The sequence below is a fragment of the Chitinophaga varians genome, assembly GCF_014529945.1.
In the GTDB taxonomy this organism is placed as follows: Bacteria; Bacteroidota; Bacteroidia; order Chitinophagales; family Chitinophagaceae; genus Chitinophaga; species Chitinophaga varians.
Genome location: NZ_JACVFB010000002.1, coordinates 1,119,068 through 1,141,494 on the forward strand (window position 1 = coordinate 1,119,068; position 22,427 = coordinate 1,141,494).

18 protein-coding genes are annotated in these 22,427 nt (G+C 47.8%); 12 read left to right on the forward strand and 6 right to left on the reverse strand.

Features of this window, described 5'->3' with window-relative positions; all coding sequences use genetic code 11:
- Window positions 1-2: 2 nt before the first annotated feature.
- Both ICL55_RS12445 and gpmI read right to left on the reverse strand, forming a co-directional pair.
- The gene (locus ICL55_RS12445; RefSeq protein WP_188097494.1) at window positions 3-590 is read right to left on the reverse strand and encodes a hypothetical protein; all 588 of its coding nucleotides are present in this window, start codon (window positions 588-590) and stop codon (window positions 3-5) included.
- Between the two features lie 322 nt (window positions 591-912).
- Complete coding sequence (gpmI, locus tag ICL55_RS12450) at window positions 913-2,436, reverse strand: 2,3-bisphosphoglycerate-independent phosphoglycerate mutase (RefSeq protein ID WP_188097496.1); 1,524 nt, start codon at window positions 2,434-2,436, stop codon at window positions 913-915.
- 307 nt (window positions 2,437-2,743) lie between these two features.
- On the opposite strand from gpmI, the gene ICL55_RS12455 reads away from it, so the two are divergent.
- The 4 genes from ICL55_RS12455 to ICL55_RS12470 all read left to right on the forward strand — a co-directional run bounded on the left by ICL55_RS12455 (window position 2,744) and on the right by ICL55_RS12470 (window position 5,475).
- Complete coding sequence (locus ICL55_RS12455) at window positions 2,744-3,154, forward strand: DUF4783 domain-containing protein (RefSeq protein WP_188097499.1); 411 nt, start codon at window positions 2,744-2,746, stop codon at window positions 3,152-3,154.
- A 220-nt stretch (window positions 3,155-3,374) separates the two neighbouring features.
- On the forward strand, window positions 3,375-4,226 hold the full coding sequence (nadC, locus tag ICL55_RS12460; protein WP_188097501.1) for a carboxylating nicotinate-nucleotide diphosphorylase: 852 nt from the start codon (window positions 3,375-3,377) through the stop codon (window positions 4,224-4,226).
- 10 nt (window positions 4,227-4,236) lie between these two features.
- Complete coding sequence (locus ICL55_RS12465; RefSeq protein ID WP_188097503.1) at window positions 4,237-5,118, forward strand: diacylglycerol/lipid kinase family protein; 882 nt, start codon at window positions 4,237-4,239, stop codon at window positions 5,116-5,118.
- 18 nt (window positions 5,119-5,136) lie between these two features.
- Entirely contained in the window at window positions 5,137-5,475 is a 339-nt protein-coding gene (locus ICL55_RS12470) for a translation initiation factor (RefSeq protein ID WP_188097504.1), read from the forward strand.
- A 113-nt stretch (window positions 5,476-5,588) separates the two neighbouring features.
- Here ICL55_RS12470 and ICL55_RS12475 read toward each other — a convergent pair whose 3' ends face one another.
- Window positions 5,589-6,569, reverse strand: a complete 981-nt coding sequence (locus tag ICL55_RS12475) for an aldo/keto reductase (RefSeq protein ID WP_188097507.1) — start codon at window positions 6,567-6,569, stop codon at window positions 5,589-5,591.
- Window positions 6,570-6,658: 89 nt separating this feature from the next.
- Window positions 6,659-7,588, reverse strand: a complete 930-nt coding sequence (locus ICL55_RS12480; protein WP_188097509.1) for a helix-turn-helix transcriptional regulator — start codon at window positions 7,586-7,588, stop codon at window positions 6,659-6,661.
- A gap of 374 nt (window positions 7,589-7,962) precedes the next feature.
- Here ICL55_RS12480 and ICL55_RS12485 point away from each other — a divergent pair, with 374 nt between their 5' ends.
- Window positions 7,963-9,516 carry a glycosyltransferase family 39 protein gene (locus ICL55_RS12485; RefSeq protein ID WP_188097511.1) on the forward strand — a complete coding sequence of 518 codons (1,554 nt, stop codon included), beginning with the start codon at window positions 7,963-7,965 and terminating at the stop codon, window positions 9,514-9,516.
- A gap of 137 nt (window positions 9,517-9,653) precedes the next feature.
- On the opposite strand, the gene ICL55_RS12490 is transcribed toward ICL55_RS12485, so the two are convergent.
- Window positions 9,654-10,397 (reverse strand): biotin--[acetyl-CoA-carboxylase] ligase, encoded by a 744-nt coding sequence (locus tag ICL55_RS12490; RefSeq protein ID WP_188097513.1) that lies wholly within the window; start codon window positions 10,395-10,397, stop codon window positions 9,654-9,656.
- A 158-nt stretch (window positions 10,398-10,555) separates the two neighbouring features.
- On the opposite strand from ICL55_RS12490, the gene rsfS reads away from it, so the two are divergent.
- From rsfS to ICL55_RS12510, 4 genes are all read left to right on the forward strand, one after another.
- Window positions 10,556-10,960: a ribosome silencing factor gene (gene rsfS, locus ICL55_RS12495; RefSeq protein WP_168870582.1), complete on the forward strand. Its 405-nt coding sequence runs from the start codon at window positions 10,556-10,558 to the stop codon at window positions 10,958-10,960.
- Window positions 10,961-11,037: 77 nt separating this feature from the next.
- A complete protein-coding gene (gene ftsH, locus ICL55_RS12500; protein WP_188097515.1) occupies window positions 11,038-13,071 on the forward strand; it encodes an ATP-dependent zinc metalloprotease FtsH in 2,034 nt (677 codons plus the stop codon).
- Window positions 13,072-13,079: 8 nt separating this feature from the next.
- Window positions 13,080-13,715, forward strand: coding sequence for a LutC/YkgG family protein (locus tag ICL55_RS12505; RefSeq protein WP_188097517.1), 636 nt, complete (start codon window positions 13,080-13,082; stop codon window positions 13,713-13,715).
- Between the two features lie 104 nt (window positions 13,716-13,819).
- Entirely contained in the window at window positions 13,820-14,638 is an 819-nt protein-coding gene (locus ICL55_RS12510) for a UDP-2,3-diacylglucosamine diphosphatase (protein WP_188097518.1), read from the forward strand.
- On the opposite strand, the gene recO is transcribed toward ICL55_RS12510, so the two are convergent.
- Entirely contained in the window at window positions 14,603-15,340 is a 738-nt protein-coding gene (recO, locus tag ICL55_RS12515; protein ID WP_188097520.1) for a DNA repair protein RecO, read from the reverse strand. The two genes, ICL55_RS12510 and recO, sit on opposite strands and share 36 nt — an antisense overlap.
- Window positions 15,341-15,475: 135 nt before the next feature.
- Between recO and ICL55_RS12520 the strand changes: the two genes are divergently transcribed.
- From ICL55_RS12520 to ICL55_RS12530, 3 genes are all read left to right on the forward strand, one after another.
- On the forward strand, window positions 15,476-17,890 hold the full coding sequence (locus ICL55_RS12520; protein ID WP_188097522.1) for an efflux RND transporter permease subunit: 2,415 nt from the start codon (window positions 15,476-15,478) through the stop codon (window positions 17,888-17,890).
- Between the two features lie 245 nt (window positions 17,891-18,135).
- Window positions 18,136-18,840 (forward strand): LuxR C-terminal-related transcriptional regulator, encoded by a 705-nt coding sequence (locus ICL55_RS12525; RefSeq protein WP_188097524.1) that lies wholly within the window; start codon window positions 18,136-18,138, stop codon window positions 18,838-18,840.
- 470 nt (window positions 18,841-19,310) lie between these two features.
- Window positions 19,311-22,412 carry a SusC/RagA family TonB-linked outer membrane protein gene (locus tag ICL55_RS12530; RefSeq protein ID WP_188097526.1) on the forward strand — a complete coding sequence of 1,034 codons (3,102 nt, stop codon included), beginning with the start codon at window positions 19,311-19,313 and terminating at the stop codon, window positions 22,410-22,412.
- Window positions 22,413-22,427 lie beyond the last annotated feature (15 nt).

Sequence of the window (22,427 nt, forward strand, 5' to 3'; positions counted from 1 at the left end):
TGTTACATCCTGTTTTTGGGCGTGACTGCTACATTCACTTCAATTTCCTTCGGTGCCAGAAAAGCTATTTTCTGGTAGGTAGCGATACGGATATTTTTATTCCGCTGGTATAAGAGGTCCTGCCTGAACTCGTATACCATGTTGACGGTATAGCTGTGAACGTTAATCTGTTGTATCGTACCGTTTTTATCCAGTTCCATGGTGATTTCAGAAGGGAAGGTTTGTTTTCCTTTCGACTTGTAGATAACGGATTTCCGGCCGGAGAAAGGATCATACAGGCTGGAAGTATCATATTCGTCCCGCAGGGAAGGTTTATTCAGGTCCATATCGGCGAAAGGTTTGAGCAGGTCCTTTACGGCAGTACTGTCGGCGCCATCGAGCGTGGCGGTATCGCTTACGCCGTTTAGGGTGACTGTTTTATGCAGACTGAAACTGCCGGTGCGGATGTGTTCCCGTTCTCCGTTGAAATAGGCCGGTAATGGCTCAAATTTGGCTGCGGCCGTTGTTTTTCCTGTTGTATTGTTGTCCTGATGGCAGGCTATAAAACCGAATATGGTTAATAGTACCGTCATGTAGCGGTAATGTCTCATAAGGCAAAATTAGTACTTAATGAGGGTCAGAAAAAATGCGCCGTAAAAACGGCGCATCGATGCATGAGCAAATCTGTCGAGAGCACTAAAAATATGAATATCAGTCAGTCTGACTGAGAAGAAATCAGAATGGTGATAGTTAAACGGGAAGGATAAAAGAAAAGTTACACGTCGTGTAAATATTTTTTTCACGCAAAGAAGCAAAGCGAGCAAAGAAAACAAAAGGAGCGAAGATCAAATTTCGATCTTCGCTCCTTTTGTTTTCTTTGCTCGCTTGTGCATAAACTTCGCGCTCTTGGCTCCCTTTGCTCCTCTGCGTGAACTAAACCAGCAGCGTGCCGGTCATTTCCTTTGGAGCGGTCAGGCCCATGAAGTGCAGAATGGTAGGGGCGATATCGCCGAGTTTACCATCTTTCACTTTACCCTGGAAGTCGTTGCTGATGATGAAGAAAGGAACGAGGTTCAGGGTGTGCGCTGTATTGGGAGTACCGTCATCGTTGATCATATAGTCGGCATTGCCATGGTCTGCGGTCAGGAATAGGGTGTAGTTGCTGGCCAGTGCGGCGGCCACTACCCTGCTCACGCAGTGGTCTACGGTTTCCACGGCTTTTACGGCAGCGGAGAATACGCCGGTATGGCCCACCATGTCCGCGTTGGCGAAGTTGAGGGCAATAAAATCGGCGGATTTTTCCTGAAGTACGGGAACGATGGCGTCGGTTACTTCGTTGGCGCTCATTTCCGGTTTCAGGTCGTAGGTGGCCACTTTGGGAGACTGTATCATGATCCTGCGTTCGCCTTCAAATTCTTTCTCACGTCCACCGGAGAAGAAGAAGGAAACGTGTGGATATTTTTCTGTTTCTGCGATACGTACCTGCGTATAGCCGTCTTTCGCCAATACCTCGCCGAGTGTCATGTTGAGGTTATCGTTTTCGAAGATGACATGTACGTTTTTATAGGTTTTATCGTATTCGGTCATGGTGGTGTAGTATACATCCAGTGGTTGCATACCGAAATCAGGGAAGGCTTCCTGTGTCAGCACCTGCGTGATTTCGCGGCAGCGGTCAGTACGGAAGTTGAAGCAGAGCACCGCGTCGCCGTTCTGGATAGTCGCTACCGGCTGGCCGGCTTCGTCCTGTACGATAATCGGTTTGATGAACTCGTCGGTCACGCCTTCCGCGTAGGAAGCTTTAATGGCGGTGAACACGTCGTGGGTGCCGGTGCCGGTACCGTTTACCAGCGCATCATAGGCGAGTTTCACGCGTTCCCAGCGTTTGTCCCTGTCCATAGCGTAATAGCGGCCGGTAACGGAGGCTATTTTACCGGTAGACTTTTGCAGGTGTGCCTGCAGGTCTTCCAGGAAGCCCAAGCCGCTTTTCGGGTCGGTATCACGGCCGTCAGTGAAGGCATGGATATATACTTTTTCCAGTCCATGTTCTTTGGCGATGGAAGTAAGTGCTTTGAGGTGTTCGATATGCGAGTGTACGCCACCGTTACTCACCAGACCGATCAGGTGCAGCGCTTTGTTGTTGTTTTTGGCGTGTGCCAGTGTGTCCAGCAGAACAGCGTTGCCGGCCAGTTCTCCGTCGCGCGCAGCCACATTGATTCTTTGCAGTTCCTGATATACGATTCTGCCGGCGCCGATGTTGAGGTGGCCCACTTCAGAGTTGCCCATCTGGCCGTCTGGTAAGCCTACGGCTTCTCCGCAGGTAACGAGATGGCTGTGGGGATATTTGTTATATAGGCTGCTGACAAAGGGAGTCTGTGCTTGTGCAATGGCGTCGGAAGTCGGTACTTTGCCTTCGCCCCATCCATCCATAATTACGAGAATGGCTCTTTTCTTTTCCATATCCTGTCTGGTTAAGGTTAATAGTTTATTGATTTCAACTCGGGAGGTGAAAGTACTTATAATGCAGTTGAATACTTTCTAAATATTTTACAAAAATAAGGCTAATCCAAAAATATACATGCCAGTGCTGGTCATCTCGCATCCTGATATTCAATTATTCAAATTAATTTGCATATTATTTTTGCCTTATTATTTACGCGTTCATTGCTACCACGATGGTGTGATTTTGTTGAAACACAGCGTGTTTGGCATAGTTTTCGCATTTAATTTGTGTTGATTAAGTTACTTTCTAATAAAAAAACTGACAATGAAGAAGCTATTGATTGTGCTGATGGTGTTGTTGGGAGGAATTATTTCAGCATTTGCGCTATCGGCGAGCTCGGATGAAGGATTGGTGGCCGGACCGTTTGAAGATGTGGTAGGTGCTATTAAGCAAGGCGATGTAAGCAGCTTATCCCGTTACCTGGACAACAATGTCGAAATTAATATCAGCGGTAAAGCGAATTCTTATAGTAAAGCACAGGCAGAAATCATCCTGAAGGATTTTTTCTCCAAAAACCAGGTTAAATCTTTTGAATTGGTACACCAGGGAGGGGAAGTCTCCAGGTTTGGTATCGGTAATCTGAGCACCAGCGGAGGTAATTACCGCCTTTCCTTTTTCCTGCAGAAAAAGGGAGGATCAATGGTCCTCAACGAATTAAGATTTGAGAATAAGTAAAATTGACCACATAAATTCATTGAAAAGGCCTGGTGCTCCGCGATTAATTGCGGAGCACTTTTTATTTTTGTCACGCAAAGAAAACAAAGGGAGCAAAGAAACAAAGAAAGCGAAGAAACAAAGAGCAAAGTAAACAGGCTTTGGGTCTTTATGCTTTGCATACTTTTTCTTTGCGTGCTTTGCTCACTTATGTAGCTTTGCGAGATTAAATTATGCACCTATGTTAGATGAAGCAGCACTGAACGCGTTTATCAGAAGCGCCCTGGCAGAAGATATCGGAAACGGGGACCATTCCACCCTGGCCTGTATTCCGCCTACTGCCAAAGGAAAGGCCGTACTGAAAATAAAGGAAAACGGTATCCTGGCCGGTATGGAAGTGGCTGCCGCTATCTTTAAGTGGCTCGACATGTACGCGGTGTTCACGCCGTTCAAAAAAGACGGCGACGCCATGGTAGCCGGTGAAACAGCCTTTGAAATTGAAGCAGCCGTACATACCCTGCTGATGGGGGAAAGACTGGTGCTCAACTGCATGCAGCGCATGAGTGGTATCGCTACGCTTACCCATCAATATGTGGAACTGCTGAAAGGCTATCATACCCGTATCCTCGATACCCGTAAAACCACGCCCAATTTCCGTATGCTGGAAAAGGACGCCGTTCGTATAGGCGGCGGCGTTAATCATCGCATGGGCCTGTATGATATGGTGATGCTGAAAGACAACCACATCGATTTTGCGGGTGGTATCACAGCAGCCGTTAGTAAAACAGTGGCTTATCTGGCAGAACGCAAACTGCCCCTGAAAATAGAAGTGGAAACCCGCAACCTCGAAGATGTAAAGGAAGTGCTGGCCGTAGGACAGGTAGACAGGATCATGCTGGACAATTTCACGCCCGAACAAATTACCGCCGCCCTGGCGTTAATTAATGGGAAGGTGGAAACAGAAGCCTCCGGCGGTATCAACCTCGATACTATTCAGGCATATGCCGCAACCGGGGTAGACTTTATCTCCGTAGGGGCCATCATCCATCATGCTGTAAGTCTGGACCTGAGTCTGAAAGCGATTATATCTTAAAACAGTTTTTTTGAAGAAGATCCTTTTTATCATTAACCGCAAAGCGGGCACAGATCGTGAAAAACGACTGGAGGGTGCTATCAGCAGACATTTCCCGGCCAGTCAGTTTGAGGTGAGCATCACCCATCTCGCTTATCTGGGACATGGCGCTGACCTGGCCAGGGAAGCTGTGAAAAATGGCGTGGATACGGTAGTGGCTGTTGGCGGCGACGGGTCTATCAACGAAATAGCCCAGGGCCTCGTAGACAGCAATACTGCTATGGCCATCCTGCCACTGGGAAGCGGCAACGGACTGGCACGTGCACTGAAAATACCACTTGATGTAGATAAAGCGTTGCGGTTAATTGTAAACAATAAACAACGTCCCATTGACGTGGGATATGCCAATGAACACCTGTTCCTCAGTAATGCAGGCGTAGGTTTCGATGCACTGATAGCAGAGCAGTTTAAAACAACCAAAAAGCGGGGCCTGATAGGGTACGCTAAACTGGTGCTTAAAAGCTTCAGCAGCTATAACCCTGAAGCTTACCACATCAGCATCGATGGCCGTCAGCTGGATGAAAAGGCGTTTCTGCTTACGGTGGCCAATGGGAACCAGTTTGGCTACGAGTTTAAGCTGGCGCCGGGCGCCAGCGTTTTCGACGGACAGCTGGACCTCTGTATCATGCCGCCTGTACGCTTTTATCACCTGCTTCCGGTAAGTTTTCATTCCCTGATGGGTAACATCGATAAAACGCGGTATCTTAAACATCTCACCGGAAAGGACATCACGATCCGCAGTACTTCCCTGCAATACCTGCAGGTAGATGGGGATGCAGTGCCGATCAACGGTGACGGCACGGTGCGGTTGTCTGTAAAGCCTGCCGCTATCAAAGTGATCGTGAATGAATAACCTCTAAACTTTTGTGCCATGAGCAAGAAAAAAAATACCCCCGGCAACGGGATTGTTTACTCTACCGATCCTAATTTTTCTTTTGAGCCTGAACATACTGAAGAACAGGAAACCCTCTCCCCTGCTGAACAACAGCTGAGAGTGAAGCTGGATACCAAACAACGCGCAGGTAAAGTGGTAACGCTGGTAGATGGTTTTGTGGGTAAAGATGAAGACGTGGAGAAGTTGGGGAAAGACCTGAAAACAAAGTGTGGCACCGGCGGCAGCGTAAAAGATGGCCAGATCCTGATTCAGGGCGATTATAAAGAGAAAGTGATTAAATGGCTGCAGGATTGGGGCTATAAAAAAACCAAATAAAACTATTTAGCTATTTAGATATTTGAATATTGAAAAAAGCCTTGCCCGTAAGTCACCTTCAATAATCAAATATCTAAATAACTAAATAACTAAATAACTAAATGATCAAATGCTTACCGGTTCACCAGTTTCAGTGCACCTTCACTGTATCTGGAACCAGCGATGCCGTCTTTCAGGATGGCATTTATTTTTTCCAGATCAGCGGCGCTCAGTTGAACGTCAGCAGCAGCTGCATTTTCCTGTAAATATTTCCTGCGTTTAGTGCCGGGGATGGGTATGATATCTTCTCCCTGAGCGAGCAGCCACGCGAGTGAGAGCTGTGCAGAGGTAATCCCCTTCTCTTTCGCGAAACTTTCCAACGCAGTAACGGTTTGCAGGTTCTGTTCGAAATTGCCGTCCTGGAACCGTGGCAGCGTTTTGCGGAAGTCGTTGTCACTCAGTGTAGTCGTGTCCGTAATAGCGCCGGTGGTCATGCCCCTTCCCAGCGGGCTGTAGGCGACTAAAGAAATACCCAGTTCGCGGGTGGTTTGCAGGATTTCTCCTTCCACATCTCTGGTAAAGAGCGAATATTCACTTTGTAATGCGGCAATCGGATGTACGGCCTGTGCTTTCCGGATAGAAGCTGCGCTGGCTTCTGAGAGGCCGAGGTAACGTACTTTACCGGCTTTTACCAAATCAGCCATAGCACCTACGGTTTCTTCGATAGGCACATTTTCATCTACACGGTGGGTGTAATACAGATCGATCACATCTACTTTCAGTCTCTTCAGGCTGTCTTCAACGGCTTGTTTCATGTGTTTGGGAGAGCCGTCAAAATAATAGGAGCCATCTTCCCGGAATCTGAAGCCGAATTTAGTGGCGATGAATATTTTGTCTCTTTTGGTAGCCAGTATTTTGGAGAGCAGGATCTCATTGGCGCCCTGCCCGTACATATCTGCGGTGTCCAGGAAGTTGATGCCCAGTTCCAGCGCTAATTCCAGTGTTTTGAGCGATTCTTCTTCGTTAGTGTCGCCGTAAGCAAAGGACATACCCATGCAACCCAGTCCTATCGCGGATAATGATTCACCTGTTTTTCCAAGTTTTCTGTACTGCATATAGTTAAATTTTTATGATGTCAAAATTAACCAGGGGTCAGGGGATAACAATTGTAGCAGGCAAAGTATTAATTGTAAAAATCAAAGTATTACTGTATCCGGTAGATGTGTGGAGACTGCCCGCTGTGGTTTTTGAAGAAATGCGTGAAGTTTCCGGGCTCTTCAAAGCCAAGACACCAGGCTATTTCAGCAATTTGCCAGTCAGTGTGGATCAATAGCAGTCGCGCTTCCAGTAGCAGTCGCATGCGGATATGCTCGCTCACGGTGCGGCCGGTAGCCTGTTTTACGCAGGCGTTCAGATGGTTGGGATGCGTATTCAGGTTTACGGCGAACTCTTTCGCGGATTTCAGTTTCACCTGATGGTGATTGTATTCAATGGGAAACTGTTTTTCCAGCATATCGGTAAAGCGGTGGGCCAGTGCCTGTGCAGCGGTCTGTGGCCGTTGAGGCGCCTGCGCTTCTGTGGCCAGCCGTTTACCTTCCAGCATCAGTAACCGCAGGTAAATGAGAATGGCTTCCTGTTTAAAGGCCGCATTTTCGTGGTACTCCTTTAGTAACTGCCGGAAGATGGATTGCAGGTAATCACTTTGCTGCTGATTAAGTTTAAATACCGCCCTGGCCCCCAATTGTAATAATGGATGATGAAGCAGGTCTTCATGCGGTGCATGTACGGTGTCGAACAGCAGGTCCGTAAAAAGGCAGAAGTAGCCCTCCTGATCGTCTGAGGTAGCTCTCCAGGTTTTTACCTCATGTGGATTAAGAAACAACAGGGTAGGCCCTTCTATATCAAAATGGTCCTCGCCCATGGTGAATATTCCTGTGCCTTTGCTGATGAAGCTGATCTTGTAATAATCGCGTCTGCTGGCCGTTACTTCATCCACACAAGGGTGATCTGCCCGGTCATGCACGGCAAAGCTGCCTTTCAGCGGCGCTTTGGGTGTCATGTGCGGGGAGTACAGTTTTTCGGTGAAGTCCTCCATTCTTTGGAGCAGAATAGCGGGGGTTTTTCGAATTGACATAATCAAATGTAATGGTTTCCCGATAAATTTTTTACTGTAAAATAGAGTCAGTGTGTTAAGTTTTCAAAGGGGCAGATACCTTCAAATCCTTTGCAGTATTGACTATTTATTATAAACGCAACTACGTTGCAAATTCATTTTTGATTTATTTCCGAAAATTTCACAATTTGTTAACGCCTTTATCAACCAAAATCTTGTTATCATCGATGCCCTTGATGATCCCTTGCAGAGAGCGTCCTGCCTTGCATAGCGGATAAGCAAGATACTAAAGTTACCTGCGGAATGACTGTGCTTTCTAAGACAGTTTTCCGCTTTTTTATTTTGCTGACAATTATATTCCTGTCCCTGCATTTGATCAATCAAAATTGTATTCCATGGAGCTGAACCAGCGTCGTACTTCCCTGTTATTGCTCTTACTGTTTCTGGTGTTTAAAATAGTGTTTCAGTTTACGGTGGTGAATCCGGCGTATGACCTGCACCGCGATGAATATCTACATCTGGATATGGGATATCATCTGGCGGCGGGGTATTTATCGGTACCACCTTTTGCTGCATTTAACTCCCTCCTGATCCGTTGGCTGGGTGGCGGTGAATGTTGGGTCCGGTTTTTCCCGGCATTGTACGGTGCGCTGACCATGGTCATTATCTGGAGAATGGTGCGTTTTCTGGGTGGTGGGTTGTATGCACAGGCACTGGCGCTGTCAGTATTTGTTTGTTCTGCTTTTTCCCGGTTAAACGTACTCTATCAGCCCAACTCTTTTGACGTGCTGGTATGGGCGCTGATATGCTGGCTGATGATGCGTTACCTGCAAAGTCTGCAGGGTAAATGGCTCTTGTGGCTTGGTGTGGTGACGGGCATCGGGCTGCTCAATAAATATACGGTGGCCGTATTGGTGGCCGGGTGGCTGGTGGCATTGCTGCTGTCATCGCACCGGCGCATATTCCGGGAGAAGGAACTGTATCTGGGAGGATTGATCGCACTGGTATTGGTAACGCCCAACCTGGTATGGCAGATACAACAGGGTTTTCCGGTGTTGCATCATATGAATGAACTCACTTCCACGCAGCTGGTGCATGTGAACAGGATGGATTTTGCAGCGGACCAGTTTATTTATTTTCTGGGAGGCGCTTTTCTGATTGTAGCCGCATTTGTGGGATTACTGTTTTACTGGCCCTACCGGTTGTACCGGGTCATTTTGTTAATGTATGTGCTGGTAATATTGTTGTTGATTTATATGCGGGCAAAGAGTTACTATGCCCTGGGGTTGTATCCGGTGCTGATCGCCTTCGGTTGTGCTTACTGGGAGCGTGTTTTCCGCAGTGGCTGGAGCCGTTACCTGCGAATAGTATGGTTGGCTGTGGTGGTGTTGCCTTTTGTATATCTGTTGAATGTGATGTTCCCGGTGTTAAGCCCGGAAAAAGCGCAGGAAAAAGGGCACAAGTTTGCAGCCCTGGGGATGCTGCGCTGGGAAGACGGAAAAACACATGCATTGCCGCAGGACTTTGCGGATATGCTTGGTTGGAAGGAAGCGGCTCAACTGGTGATGCAGGCATGGCAGCGTATACCGCAGCATGCACGAAAAAATGCGCTGGTGATCTGTGATAACTATGGGCAGGCCGGAGCCGTCAACTACTATAATCGTGGCCAGATGCCGGCTGCGGTATCCTTCAATGCAGACTATGTGTATTGGTTTCCCATGCCGGATACGCTGCAATACATTGTGCTGCTGGGCGACGCGCCTCCTGCCGCTTATCGCCCGCTGATCGGGCAGATGGATGTGGTGGGTGCGGTGCAGGATACTATGGCGCGGGAATATGGCAGCAGTGTGTATTTGTTGTCTGCGCTGTCGCCGCAGGTACCGGTATTGCTGGAGAAAGGCATCCGGGAAAAACAACAAAGCTATCACTGGAAGCAGGGCGGCCGCTGACTGGCCGGAATTGCTGTCACCGGAAATAACTTGTCAGCGCCACACAATAGCACAGACTGAGCTATGTTGTTATTTGCCCAGTGCAAATACCGGAAATAACTTGTCAGCGCCACAATAGCACAGACTGAGCTATGTTGTTATTTGCCCAGTACAAATTCCACTTCTCCGAAGCCCAGTTGAATGATTTCTCCGTCGAGTTCCAGGCAAAGGTGCCCGTCGGGCAATACGTCCCGGATGATGCCCTGAAAAACGACACCGTCTTTCCGGTACAGGCTGGGTTGTTGCCAACGAAAGAGTTTGGAGGTGTATTCTGCCAGCAGTGTATCGAGAGCGGACACTTGCAGTGTCCGGATGCGGGCGTCCAGGCAGCGGCAGAGTTCCTGCGCCATGGTGGCAGCGTCCCATTCTTTGCCGGTGATTTGTTTGAGTGAAACGGCATGCGGAAGTTCCTCCGGAAATTTTCCCTGGTTCAGATTAATTCCGACGCCGATAATGGCATAATGCCACATATTGCCCCTTAATACGTTCTCTATCAGAATGCCCACTGCCTTTCTGTCACGCCAATAAATATCATTGGGCCATTTGATAATGGTTTCATCGCCGGCATAGGCAGAGAGGAAATCATGTGTGCCCAGCGCTACCGCCATACTCAGCATGAATTGACGGGAAAGCGGTAACATGGCTGGTTGCAGCGCTATGGAGAGGGCGAGGATATCGCCGGGGCGGGCTATCCATTGTTTACCACGGGTCCCTTTTCCGGCTGTCTGGTTGCTGGTAAACCAGGCTGTGCCGGATGTCACCTGGCCCGAATTTACCTGCTCCATGGCATAGTTATTGGTGCTGTCAATTTCGTCTAATATATAAAACGGGTGTCCTACCACATGAACCTTTTTTAGTCTGAAAACAGCCGGAAAAGTAATTCATTTTATTATTTTCTTAACATTTGTGGGCCCCGAAGCATGATATTTCTGCATGTTATATTAGTGCTTGTTTAGTAACTTTGACAATTAAAGTTTATTTTTAACAAAAACGAGATTTATTGGCACCCTTAACCGTTCTGAGCACGAGAAAAAAGGCCCAAACGCGCCTGACCAGAGAAAGTGAAATTTTTACCACCATCATAAAAGCCATACAGGAAAAGAAGGGGGAAAATATCGTATCCCTGGATCTACGCCAGATTCCTGAAGCTGTGGCCGATTTCTTTGTAATATGTGAAGCCAATTCCAATACCCAGGTACGAGCTATCGCCGATTTTGTAGCACATGAAGTAGAACTGAAGCTGGGTGAAGCCCCTTATAAACATGAGGGTTTTACAGCTCAACAGTGGATACTGGTGGACTACGTGAATATTGTCGTGCATATTTTCCAGCCGGAAACAAGGAAGTTCTATAATCTCGAAGAAATGTGGAGTGACGCCGACAGGATGGACCACAACGATGACTGAACAAAACAGTCGTGAAAGTATTAATTATTATATAAATATTCTGATTGTAATAAACATCCGTAAAGGAGCGTAAGATTATGGAAAAAGGAGGCAATAACTTCAACAAGGGTTCAGAGAAATCTCCAAAGAAAGGACCGAAGTTCAATATATACTGGGTATATGCTTTTATTGGCATCGCCCTGCTCGCAATGAACTTCTTCCCCGATTTCAGACCCTCTACCAAAGAGATCAGCTTCCAGGAATTTCAGGTAAGTTATTTGAAACCTGGGGACGTCGATAAATTGGTCGTTGTAAACAAGAAATATGTAGAGGTCTACATAAAACAAGACAGTCTTAAACTGCCTAAATTCACGGAAGTGGCCAGAAGCCGTTTTGGCGGCGGCCTGAATCCGGGCCCTCACTACCGCTTCTCTATTGGTAGTGAAGAGAGTTTCAAAAAGGATATCGACAAAGCCCAGGAAGGGGTACCAATGGAAAGTCAGGTCAAAATCTCCTATGACGAACGTCAAAGCTGGTTTGAACCCATCTTCCAGTTACTGTTGCCTATCATCCTGATCATTGGCCTGTGGGTGTTGCTGATGCGTAAAATGGGCGGCCCTGCCGGCGGTAGCGGTGGCCCGGGCGGTATCTTCAATATCGGCAAGTCTAAAGCTACTTTGTTTGATAAAGGTACCCGCGTCAACATCACGTTCAACGATGTGGCCGGCCTCGATGAAGCGAAAGTGGAAGTGATGGAGATCGTTGATTTCCTCAAGAATCCGAAAAAATACACCTCTCTGGGTGGTAAAATACCGAAAGGAGCCCTGCTGGTAGGTCCTCCGGGTACCGGTAAAACCCTGCTGGCGAAAGCGATGGCAGGCGAAGCGCAGGTACCTTTCTTCTCCATGTCCGGTTCTGATTTTGTGGAACTGTTTGTGGGGGTAGGTGCCAGCCGTGTACGTGACCTGTTCAAACAAGCCCGCGAAAAAGCGCCTTGTATCATCTTCATCGATGAAATTGATGCGATCGGACGCGCCAGAGGTAAAAATGTGATGATGAGCAATGATGAAAGGGAAAACACCCTGAACCAGTTGCTCGTGGAAATGGACGGTTTCGGTACCGACAGCGGTATTATCATCCTCGCGGCCACAAACCGCCCGGACGTACTGGACAGCGCCCTGCTGCGCCCAGGCCGTTTCGACCGTCAGATCTCTATCGACAAACCAGATCTGGCCGGCAGAGAAACCATCTTTGAAGTGCACCTGAAGCCTATCAAAACATCCCCTAACCTGGATGTGAAGAAACTGGCCTCCATGACGCCTGGTTTCGCAGGCGCCGATATCGCCAACGTATGTAACGAAGCGGCCCTGATTGCTGCCCGTAAAGGCAAAACCCAGGTGGAAATGGAAGACTTCAACGACGCCATCGATCGTGTGATCGGCGGTCTCGAGAAGAAAAACAAAATCATCTCCCCGGAAGAAAAAGAAGTAATCGCTTATCACGAAGCAGGACACGCTATCTGCGGATGGTACCTCGAACACGCTAACCCGCTGGTAAAGGTGACCATCGTTCCCCGCGGTGTGGCTGCGCTCGGATATGCTCAATACCTGCCGAAAGAGCAATACCTGTACAATACTGAACAACTGCTGGATGATATCTGCATGACCCTCGGCGGCCGTGCTGTGGAAGAGCTGGTATTCGGTAAAATATCCACCGGCGCACAAAACGACCTGCAGGTAATTACCCGTATGGCCTACGCAATGGTGACCGTGTACGGTATGAACGATAAAATAGGTAATGTGTCTTTCTATGATCCGAACAGCGATCAGTCTTTCACTAAACCTTACTCCGAAGAAACATCCCGGATGATCGACGAAGAGGTGAGAAAACTGATTGATGCGGCTTATGTAAGGACTAAAAACCTGCTGACAGAAAGAATGGAACAGGTGAAAACCCTCGCCAAGGAACTGCTGGAAAAAGAAGTTTTATACCAGTCCGACCTGGAAAGACTGATCGGCAAACGTCCTTATGATGTGCCGAGAGAACATCACCTGGGTAAAGAAGGCATGACCACTGACGGTGTACATCCGACAGACATCATCAACCCTTCTCCTTCACCTGCTAATGCATAATTTTTGATATGAAGATTTCTCCTGCCAAGGAAAATATTCTGAAGAGAGTACGGAATGCGTTAAGCCAGCCGGTACAGTTGCCCTTCCCAAATTCGGAGGGCAACTCCTCTGTTTTTAAAACAGAGAACGAAGGCCTGGAACTGAGGTTTGCAGAAGAATTTGCCAGGCTACAGGGGAAATTTGTTTTCTGTACCAGCAAAGCGGAACTCCTGGAGAATCTGCGCCTGCTGTCAGATAATAAGGACTGGCGGAACGTGTACTGCCAGACGCCTGCCCTGCTGAAAGTGATAGGTAAGAATGACCTGCCTACCTTAAACCAGGGTAACATACACGAAGCGGATGCAGCCATCACAGATTGTGAATATCTGGTGGCCCGCACCGGCACCGTAGTACTCAGCGCCGCTCAACCCAGCGGAAGAGTAGTGCCGGTATATGCACCTGTTCACATTATGGTGGCTTATACCCACCAGCTGGTGTTTGACCTGAAAGATGCTTTCAACCGACTGAAAGATAAATACGGTAACGACCTGCCCTCAGCAGTATCCTTTGCTACCGGGCCAAGCCGTACGGCAGACATCGAAAAAACACTGGTAGTGGGCATCCACGGACCAAAAGAAGTATACGTATTTTTAGTAGACGAATAAATCATCACCAGTAGCCTTCCGCTTACAGGTTTTAATAGAACATCCCGTTCTCTGAAAACCATATGCGGAAGGCTATATGTTTGAGGGGTAACGCAAATTGTCACATGGAAATTCCTTTACCAGCCCATAAGAAAATATACTTTGCTTCCGATTTTCACCTCGGAGCGCCCAACATGACCGTTAGCCGGGAGCGGGAAAAACTCATCGTGCAATGGCTGGAAATGGTGGAAAAAGATGCTGCGCACATCTTTTTGGTAGGAGACCTTTTCGATTTCTGGTTTGAATATAAACATGTGATCCCCAAAGGATATACCCGACTGCTGGGCAAACTGGCAGATCTGACCGACAAAGGCATCGGAATATCCGTATTTATCGGCAACCATGATATGTGGATGGACGGCTACTTTGAAGACGAGCTGAATATCCCTGTTTATTATGAGCCTCAGGTATATACCATAGCAGGTAGGAAATTTTATATCGGTCATGGTGACGGGCTCGGTCCCGGTGACCATGGATACAAATTCCTCAAAAAGATTTTCCGTAATCCGGTATGCCGCTGGTTGTTTTCCTGTATTCATCCGGTAATGGGCATCTCACTGGCCAACTACTTCAGCCGTAAAAGCCGGGCCGCTACCGGTCAGGAACTGGAACACTTTCTGGGAGAAGATCAGGAGTGGCTGGCGATCTACAGCCGGGAAGTATTGCAACGGGAGCATTTCGATTATTTTATTTTCGGTCACCGGCATCTGCCATTGGACCTGAAAGTGGGGGCTGACAGCCGTTACATCAACCTCGGTGAGTGGCTGAACTATACCTCCTATGCCGTTTTTGACGGTACCACCACTACGTTGGAGTTCTTTACCGAAGCGGGTGCGAAGCTGGGACGATCAGGCGTCAAGGATCTCGTGCAGGATAGGCGGTGAGTGTAGCTCCGTAAAGTCCGGCATATGCAGCCGGAGAAAATCCAGGTAAGCGTATAATAACTTTCTTCTCTTTTCTTTTGTCATGCTGATGGCCGCCAGCTGCTGCACTTCGCTGCACTGAATCAGCCGGTCGGTGAGTTCGCTGTATTCCGGGTCGAGGTGGTCTGTATGGTGCGGCGGCAGATAGGTAAATGTACCCTCTTGCAAATCCAGATAGGGCGTGTATTCCGAGAAATGGCCGTTGAGCCGGAAGCCCAGAAATTCCGCCAGTTTCAGGGTATAAAATAGCGGCAGGTTGGCAATGACAGCTGTCGGTGACCCGTCCAGCAGTTGCAGGGTATTTTCCGTGAAATAATATAGCTCCAGGTGTTGCTCCGGTTGTTTCAGGCTTTTCTGCAGCAGCTCGATGAGATACAGCGCAATCGTGTTTTTGACCACATTGTAATGCAGGGCGGTGTAGATGTAGCCCAGTTTAAATTCAGCAATACGATGAAGGTTTTTGACCTCATGGTGATACACCACCATTTCCAGGATGTTGCCGGGTTGGAGCAGGTTGCCTTTAGCTGCTTTCGGTTTGGAAGAGCGGACACCGTTAACGATATACGACTGAAGCCCGAAGAGCTCTGTGAAAATACCCACGATCACGCTCGTGTCGCCATATTTCACCGTACGTAATACTATGCCGCGTGTTTTGTGAAGCAACTGTCTCTGTTTTTATGATGCCGCTGGAATAAAGTTGCAATTTAGGGCAAACAAATGTAATTCATCTGCCGGCGGCGGGTTAGCTAATGGGTATTTTAACTACCTTTACGCCATTTAACAAATTGAAAAATCCTTATGTGGCAACGTTTAGCCAGCTTTGTGCTAAAATTCCGTCTAGCGCTCCTACTCCTCTTACTGGTCGCCACCGGCGTCATGGCATTTTATGCCTCCAAGGTGCAGATGTCTTACGACTATGTGGCCACCATACCGCATGATAACCCCAAATTCCTGGAATACCAGGAGTTTAAGAAGAAGTTTGGCGGAGATGGTAATATGCTGGTACTGGGTGTACAGACCGATAAATTTTTTCAGGCAGACTTTTTCCGCGATTACCTGCAGCTGAATCATGATCTGAAGAAGATCAGCGCCGTGGAAAATATCCTGAGTGTGCCGCTGGCCATCAATCTGGTAAAGAACGACAGTACGCAGAAACTGGAAGCGGGCCTGCTGTTTAAGGACAGTAGTTATACACAGGCGCAGATTGACAGTTTAGCGGGTGTTTTCAGGACGCTGCTCTTCTATAAGGGATTGCTTTATAATCCTGATACAAAGGCCTATATGATGGCCATTTATGTTAACAAAGACGTTTTTAATTCTCCCAGGCGTACGGCTGTTGTTGCAGAGATCACCAAACTGGCGAAAGCCTTTCAGGACAAGCATCATACAGAAGTACATTTAAGCGGTCTGCCACTGATTCGTACAGTCATGGCCGTTAAGGTGGCGGATGAACTGAAACTCTTCCTGAAGATTTCGTTCCTGCTGACCGGGCTGATCCTGTTTTTATTTTTCCGTTCATTTGGCGCGGTGCTGATGTCGATGGTGGTGGTAGCTATTGGGGTGGTATGGTCAGTGGCCACTATCGTGCTGATGGGGTACAAAATCACGTTGTTAACAGGATTGATCCCTTCCCTGATTGTTGTGATCGGCATTCCCAATTGCGTGTATTTCCTTAGTAAGTATCACACTGAATATGCGAAGCATGGTAATAAGACGAAAGCATTGGTGCGCATGATACAGCGGATGGGGATTGTAACGCTGTTTACCAATCTTACTGCTGCTATTGGTTTTGGGGTGTTCTGTTTCACCAACAGCGCCATCCTGAAGGAGTTTGGTGTAGTAGCGGGACTGAACATTATGTTCATCTTCCTGATCTCTTTTATTTTCCTGCCATCGGTATTGAGTTTCCTGCCTCCTCCGAAGACCAAACACACCAATTACCTGGAGAATGGTTTCCTGGGTTCGGTGTTGGACTTTCTCACGACGTTGGTGTTTAAATACCGGAAGTCGGTATATTTTGTCACGGGCGCGCTGGTAATTGCTGCGTTGGTGGGCATGGGCCGTCTGAAGTCTGTGGGATATATGCTGGATGATATCCCGAAGACGGATAAGCTGTATACTGATCTGAAGTTTTTTGAGAATAATTTCAAGGGGGTGATGCCGTTGGAGATTGCAGTAGACACCAAACGTAAAAACGGTGTGGTGAATCTGCAAACGCTCAACAAGCTGGATGAACTGACCCAGTTGATCACCGCGCAGCCTGACTTTGCGCGGCCTTTGTCGGTGGTGGAAGGCATCAAGTTTGCGAAGCAGGCTTATTACAATGGCGACAGTTCCAACTATGCAGTGCCTAATACGTTTGATCTGGGCTTTCTGGCGCCTTATCTGCGGATGAAATCGGCGAACACGGGGGCCAATGGTTCAGCGTCTACTTTTTCAAAGCTGGTGGCGTCTTTTATGGACAGCACCAGGCAGGTGGCGCGGGTGAGTGTGAATATGAAAGACGTAGGGTCGCAACGGTTACCACAGCTGATGGATTCATTGGAGCCGAAAGTGACCGCTATTTTTGATACGGCGCATTACAAGGTCACCTTCACCGGTACCAGTGTAATTTTCCAGGAAGGCACACGGTTCATTATCAATGGGTTGACAGAAAGTATTCTGTTGGCTTTTGTGTTGATCATGGTATGTATGCTTTACCTGTTCCGTTCCTGGCGGATGTTGTTGATTTCATTGATCCCGAATATCATTCCGCTGGTGGTAACTGCTGGTGTGATGGGATGGGTAGGGGTGGCCTTAAAACCTTCCACGGTGTTGGTGTTCAGTGTGGCATTGGGTATAGCCATTGACGTTACCATCCGTTTCCTGGTGAATTTCAAGCAGGAGCTGCCGCATCATGATCTGGATATATCGGCTACGGTGAAGCAGACTATTCATGAAACGGGCATGAGTATTATTTATACTTCGATGATTCTGTTTGCCGGGTTTATGATTTTCAGTTTCTCTGAATTCGGGGGTACGAAGGCGTTAGGATGGCTGACATCCCTGACGTTGGTAGTGGCGATGATCACGAATCTGACGATCCTGCCTGCTTTGTTGCTGTGGATGGAGAAAGCGTTGTTAAAGAAAGCGCGGAAAAAAGAGTTATGGAAGCCGCTTGATGAAGAGGAAGATATCGAGATGTCTAAACTCGGTGTAAACGACACCGAGTAAATTTTAAATAGGAAAGCGTAAAGCAGCAAGGATGCCGAAGTATTTTAAAAGCGGCGCCCTTGCTGCTTTGCGCTTTTTAGGTACTATGCTAAACAAATTTATTTTTTTAGCTAAAATGGACAAAAAAAGGCCTTAAAATAATCTAGTGGGCAGCATTCAAATACCCTTATCGCCGCTTGTATAAAAGCTGCGCGTATACCGGATAAAAAATAAGAGGTTTATAATGCCATTCTAACCACTAGTTCATGAAAAACAAGTACTTAAAAGGTGCTCATTTATCTGAGCGCAAGTTTAAGGAGATCCTGCGGCTGTTCGCCGACGATCTCACTGCGACGCAGATTGCGGATATCAGCGGAGTAAGCAGAGTAACCATCAACAGTTACCTGAAAAAGCTTAGAAACCAGATAGCCCGTTTTTGTGAGGCGCAGCATCCAGCGCCGGTTCCGGTCGTAGCCTACGACAACCGGCTGGTTGAAACCCAGACAGACCACGACGGCGACACGCTGGTGGCTGTTAAAACCGAAGTTGACCGCATTGTAAAGCCGGTCATTTTTGGTATCTGCAGAATTGCTGACCGGTTACACACCGAAATTTTACCTGACGTAAGCAGACCTATGATCCATGCCGCCACCCGCGGCCGTTCCGTGTTGGAAACACTGGATACGACGGAGCGTTTGCGTCGGTTCAACGGGGTGGTGGACCTGGGCCAGTACCGTTTGTACAGGTTGGGTAGTTCAACAACAGACACCGTTAACGGAGGTCCGTTAATGGACGAAGTAGATGCATTCTGGGGGCTTACCAAGCACCGCCTGGCTAAGTTCAAAGGATTGAACCGTAACACGGCTTATCTGCATCTGAAAGAATGTGAATACAGGTTTAATCATCGTAATGAAGACCTGTATAGCGTGCTGCTGGAGTTGTTAAAAAACTTCCCGCTCACCCTTTCCTAATAACTTATTTGTCCCACCAACCGGTGGGACAACATTTATTTCGATTTAGATTTTATTGATAAGTGCGAGTGGTAATCTTGCCGCTTGTTTATTTACATAAATATATACATTGGTTAATAATATAATAAGTTAACATTCTGTTAAAAAGATGTTATCTGAATGTTATAGCCAATTTTTCCAGCTTAATTTTTTGTTAATAAAAACTATATTTACAGCTGGTTGAAAATTTGTTAAGGAAACTGCTTATGGGAAAGAAGTTCACTACTTCTTAGTGCGATTTATTGAATAGATCGCAACGGAAGTGGTCGGTTTTGCGATTTTTGTACTGTTTTGTACCTGCCGGCTTTAGTTCTCCACAATTACAATCAACTTTTATTTACGACAAGGAAACCAAAAGAAATTGGGGCGAGAGGCCTCGATATAGATTAGTATTTATTGAAGGTTAAAAACTAGGAAACAAAATCATGCTTATGAGGAAAGTATTATTTCTCCTCCTGGCCGTGCTCTGCGTGGCCGGACAGGCTTTTGCGCAAAGTCGCAACCTAACGGGGAAAGTTACCGACGGGAAAGACGGATCTCCTATACCTGGCGCAACCATCCAGGTAAAAGGTACCACCAGAGGTACAGCCACCACTCCAGACGGCTCATTCAGCCTGCAGGTAACTGCGAACGATGTATTAGTAGTATCATTTATTGGCTATGAAAGCAAGCAAGTGCCTGTTGGAGCAGCCACCACACTCACAATCGCCCTCTCTACAGACTCCAAGAGCCTGGACGAGGTGGTAGTAACCGGTTATACCCTGGAGAAAAAAGTTAACTCCACGATCGCCGCTTCTACCATTACCGGTGCAAAGGTGAACAACATCTCCCTGCCCGACGTAAACCAGATGCTGCAAGGTAACGCTTCCGGTATTTCCGTATCCACCAACTCCGGCCAGCCTGGCTCTAAAACGGAAGTAAGGGTACGCGGTATCGGTTCTGTGTCTGCCAGCAACAGCCCACTGTACGTATTGGACGGTATCATTATGTCTTCCGGTGATTTCACGCAGAATACACCTTCCCAGGACATTCTCTCCAATCTGAACCCTGCCGACATCGAAAACATTACCATCCTGAAAGACGCGTCTGCTACAGCGCTCTACGGTTCCCGTGGTTCTAACGGTGTAGTCGTTATCACGACCAAAACCGGTAAAAAAGGCCAGAGCAGAATCAACTTCAACGGTAAATTCGGTTTCCAGAACCTGGCGAAAAGCATCCCGATGATGAACGCCACTGAGCTGCTGCAGTATCAGCGCGATGGATTGGCCAATGTTTTAAATGCAGATGGCTCCAGAAAATACTCTGATGCCGACATTAAAAAATTCCGCCCTGATCACCTGGCTGATTATAACACAGACTGGATGGACCTGGCTTTCCGTACTGGTAAAACCCAGTCCTACGGCGTCAATGCCAGCGGTGGTAATGAAAAGACTACTTTCTATGCTTCCGGCGACTATTTCAAACAGGATGGTATCCTGATTGGTAGCAACTTTAGCCGCTATGCCGGTCGTTTGAACGTAGACCACAAATTCAACGACAAATTTGATCTGAGCGTGAAAATGAGCGGTACCTATACCGATCAAAACAGCGCAGGTCCTGGTAACTCCTACTCTTCTCCGCTGATGGGTGCCATCACACAGGTTCCCTGGATCCCTGCGAAAGACGAGAACGGCAACCCTTATATCGGTTATGTTAGCGGTCAGCCTGGTTCTCCTACCTGGGCCGGTGTTGCTGATATCCCTGATGCATGGCGCCCAACCCTGCAGGGTGGTAACTTCCTGCACACCGTTGCCAACAACTACCGCAAGAACAACAATACACAAACGATTTTCAATGCAGCCCTGGGCTACAACATCATTGAAGGTCTGCGCTTCGTGGTAAAAGGTAATGCAGAACTCACCAACATTCGTGAGAAACAATGGACAGCGCCGAACTCCTACGATGGCCGTAACTATAGCGGCTACCTGTATAACGGTAACTCCAGCATCGGTTTGTATACCACTCAGCAGTTGCTGACTTACAATTTCAGCATCAACAAAGATCACAACTTCCGCCTGTTGGCCGGTAACGAATATTCTTACCAGAACTGGACTTACACCCTGTATGCGAAAAACGGTTTCCCCGGTAACCAACTGCAGGTGCCTGATGTGGGAGCTAACCTGTTTGACGGCGCTGGTAGCGAAAGGGCTTATGCCTTCCAGGGCCTGATCGGTAAAGCTGACTACGACTATAAATCCAAATACTTCCTGAGCGCCAGCTATAGAAGAGACGGTTCTTCCCGTTTCCCTAAAGATGCCCGCTATGGTAACTTCTACTCTGTAGGTGCTGCATGGCGTATCACAGAAGAAGAGTTTGCCAAAAACATTTCCTGGCTGAATGATCTGAAACTGCGCTCCAGCTATGGTATCATGGGTAACGCAGAAGGGCTGGGCAAATATCCCGACTTTCCTTTCCGCGGCCTGTACAGCCTTTCCGGTGCTTACCTCGGTGAAACAGCTGCATTCGCCAACCAGCCTGGTAATCCTAACCTGAGCTGGGAAAAACAAAACCTGTTCGACATTGGACTGGATTTCAGCGTGCTGAATCGTCGTGTATACGGTAGCATTGGTTTCTATGACAAACGTTCCTCTGCCCTGCTGATGGAACTGCCGCTGTCTATGACCACTGGTTTTGAAGCGATCAACATGAACGTTGGTAAAATGATGAACCAGGGCTTCGAAGTAACCATCGGTGGTATTCCGGTAGCTACTAAAAACTTTACCTGGACTTCCGACCTGAACTTCGCTACCCTGCGTAACAAAGTATTGGACCTGGGCGGCCAGCAGGCTATTCCTGCCGGTTCCAGACAACGTATTGAAGTGGGCAGACCCTTCGGTTCCTGGTATATGCCGGTATGGTATGGGGTAGATCCGCAAACTGGTAGCCCGCTGTGGGTTGGCAATGACGGTAAACCTACTGCCAGCTACACAGAAGCACAGAACAACAGACAGTTTGTAGGTCAGGCATTGCCTAAGATCACTGGTGGCTGGACGAACAAAATCAACTACAAAGAGTTTGACCTGTCTGTGTTGATCACCTTCAGCGCTGGTAACAAAGCATACAACTCTAACCGCGCTAATCTGGAAAGTGACGGTTCCAACACCCGTAACCAGGCAAAAGACGCATTGGACCACTGGCAGAAGCCTGGTGATATCTCCGACAGACCTAAAGTGGTTTTCGGTAGCATTACTGGTAATCAGATTTCTTCCCGTTATCTGGAAGATGTTTCTTACGCCAGAATCAGAAACCTCACCCTGGGTTACACACTGCCTAAACGTCTGCTGAGTAACATGAAGCTGCAGTCTCTGCGTGTTTATGCACAGGCTGAGAACCTGTACACCCTGACAAGCTACAAAGGATGGGACCCGGACATCAACACCAACCCGCTGCCTCCAACCAGCACTGCTTCCGTTGCTACCACCAACGCTGGTGTTGATTTCTATCGTTATCCTACTTCCCGCGTGTTCACATTTGGTATCAGTGTAGGATTGTAATTGAAGAAGTTGATT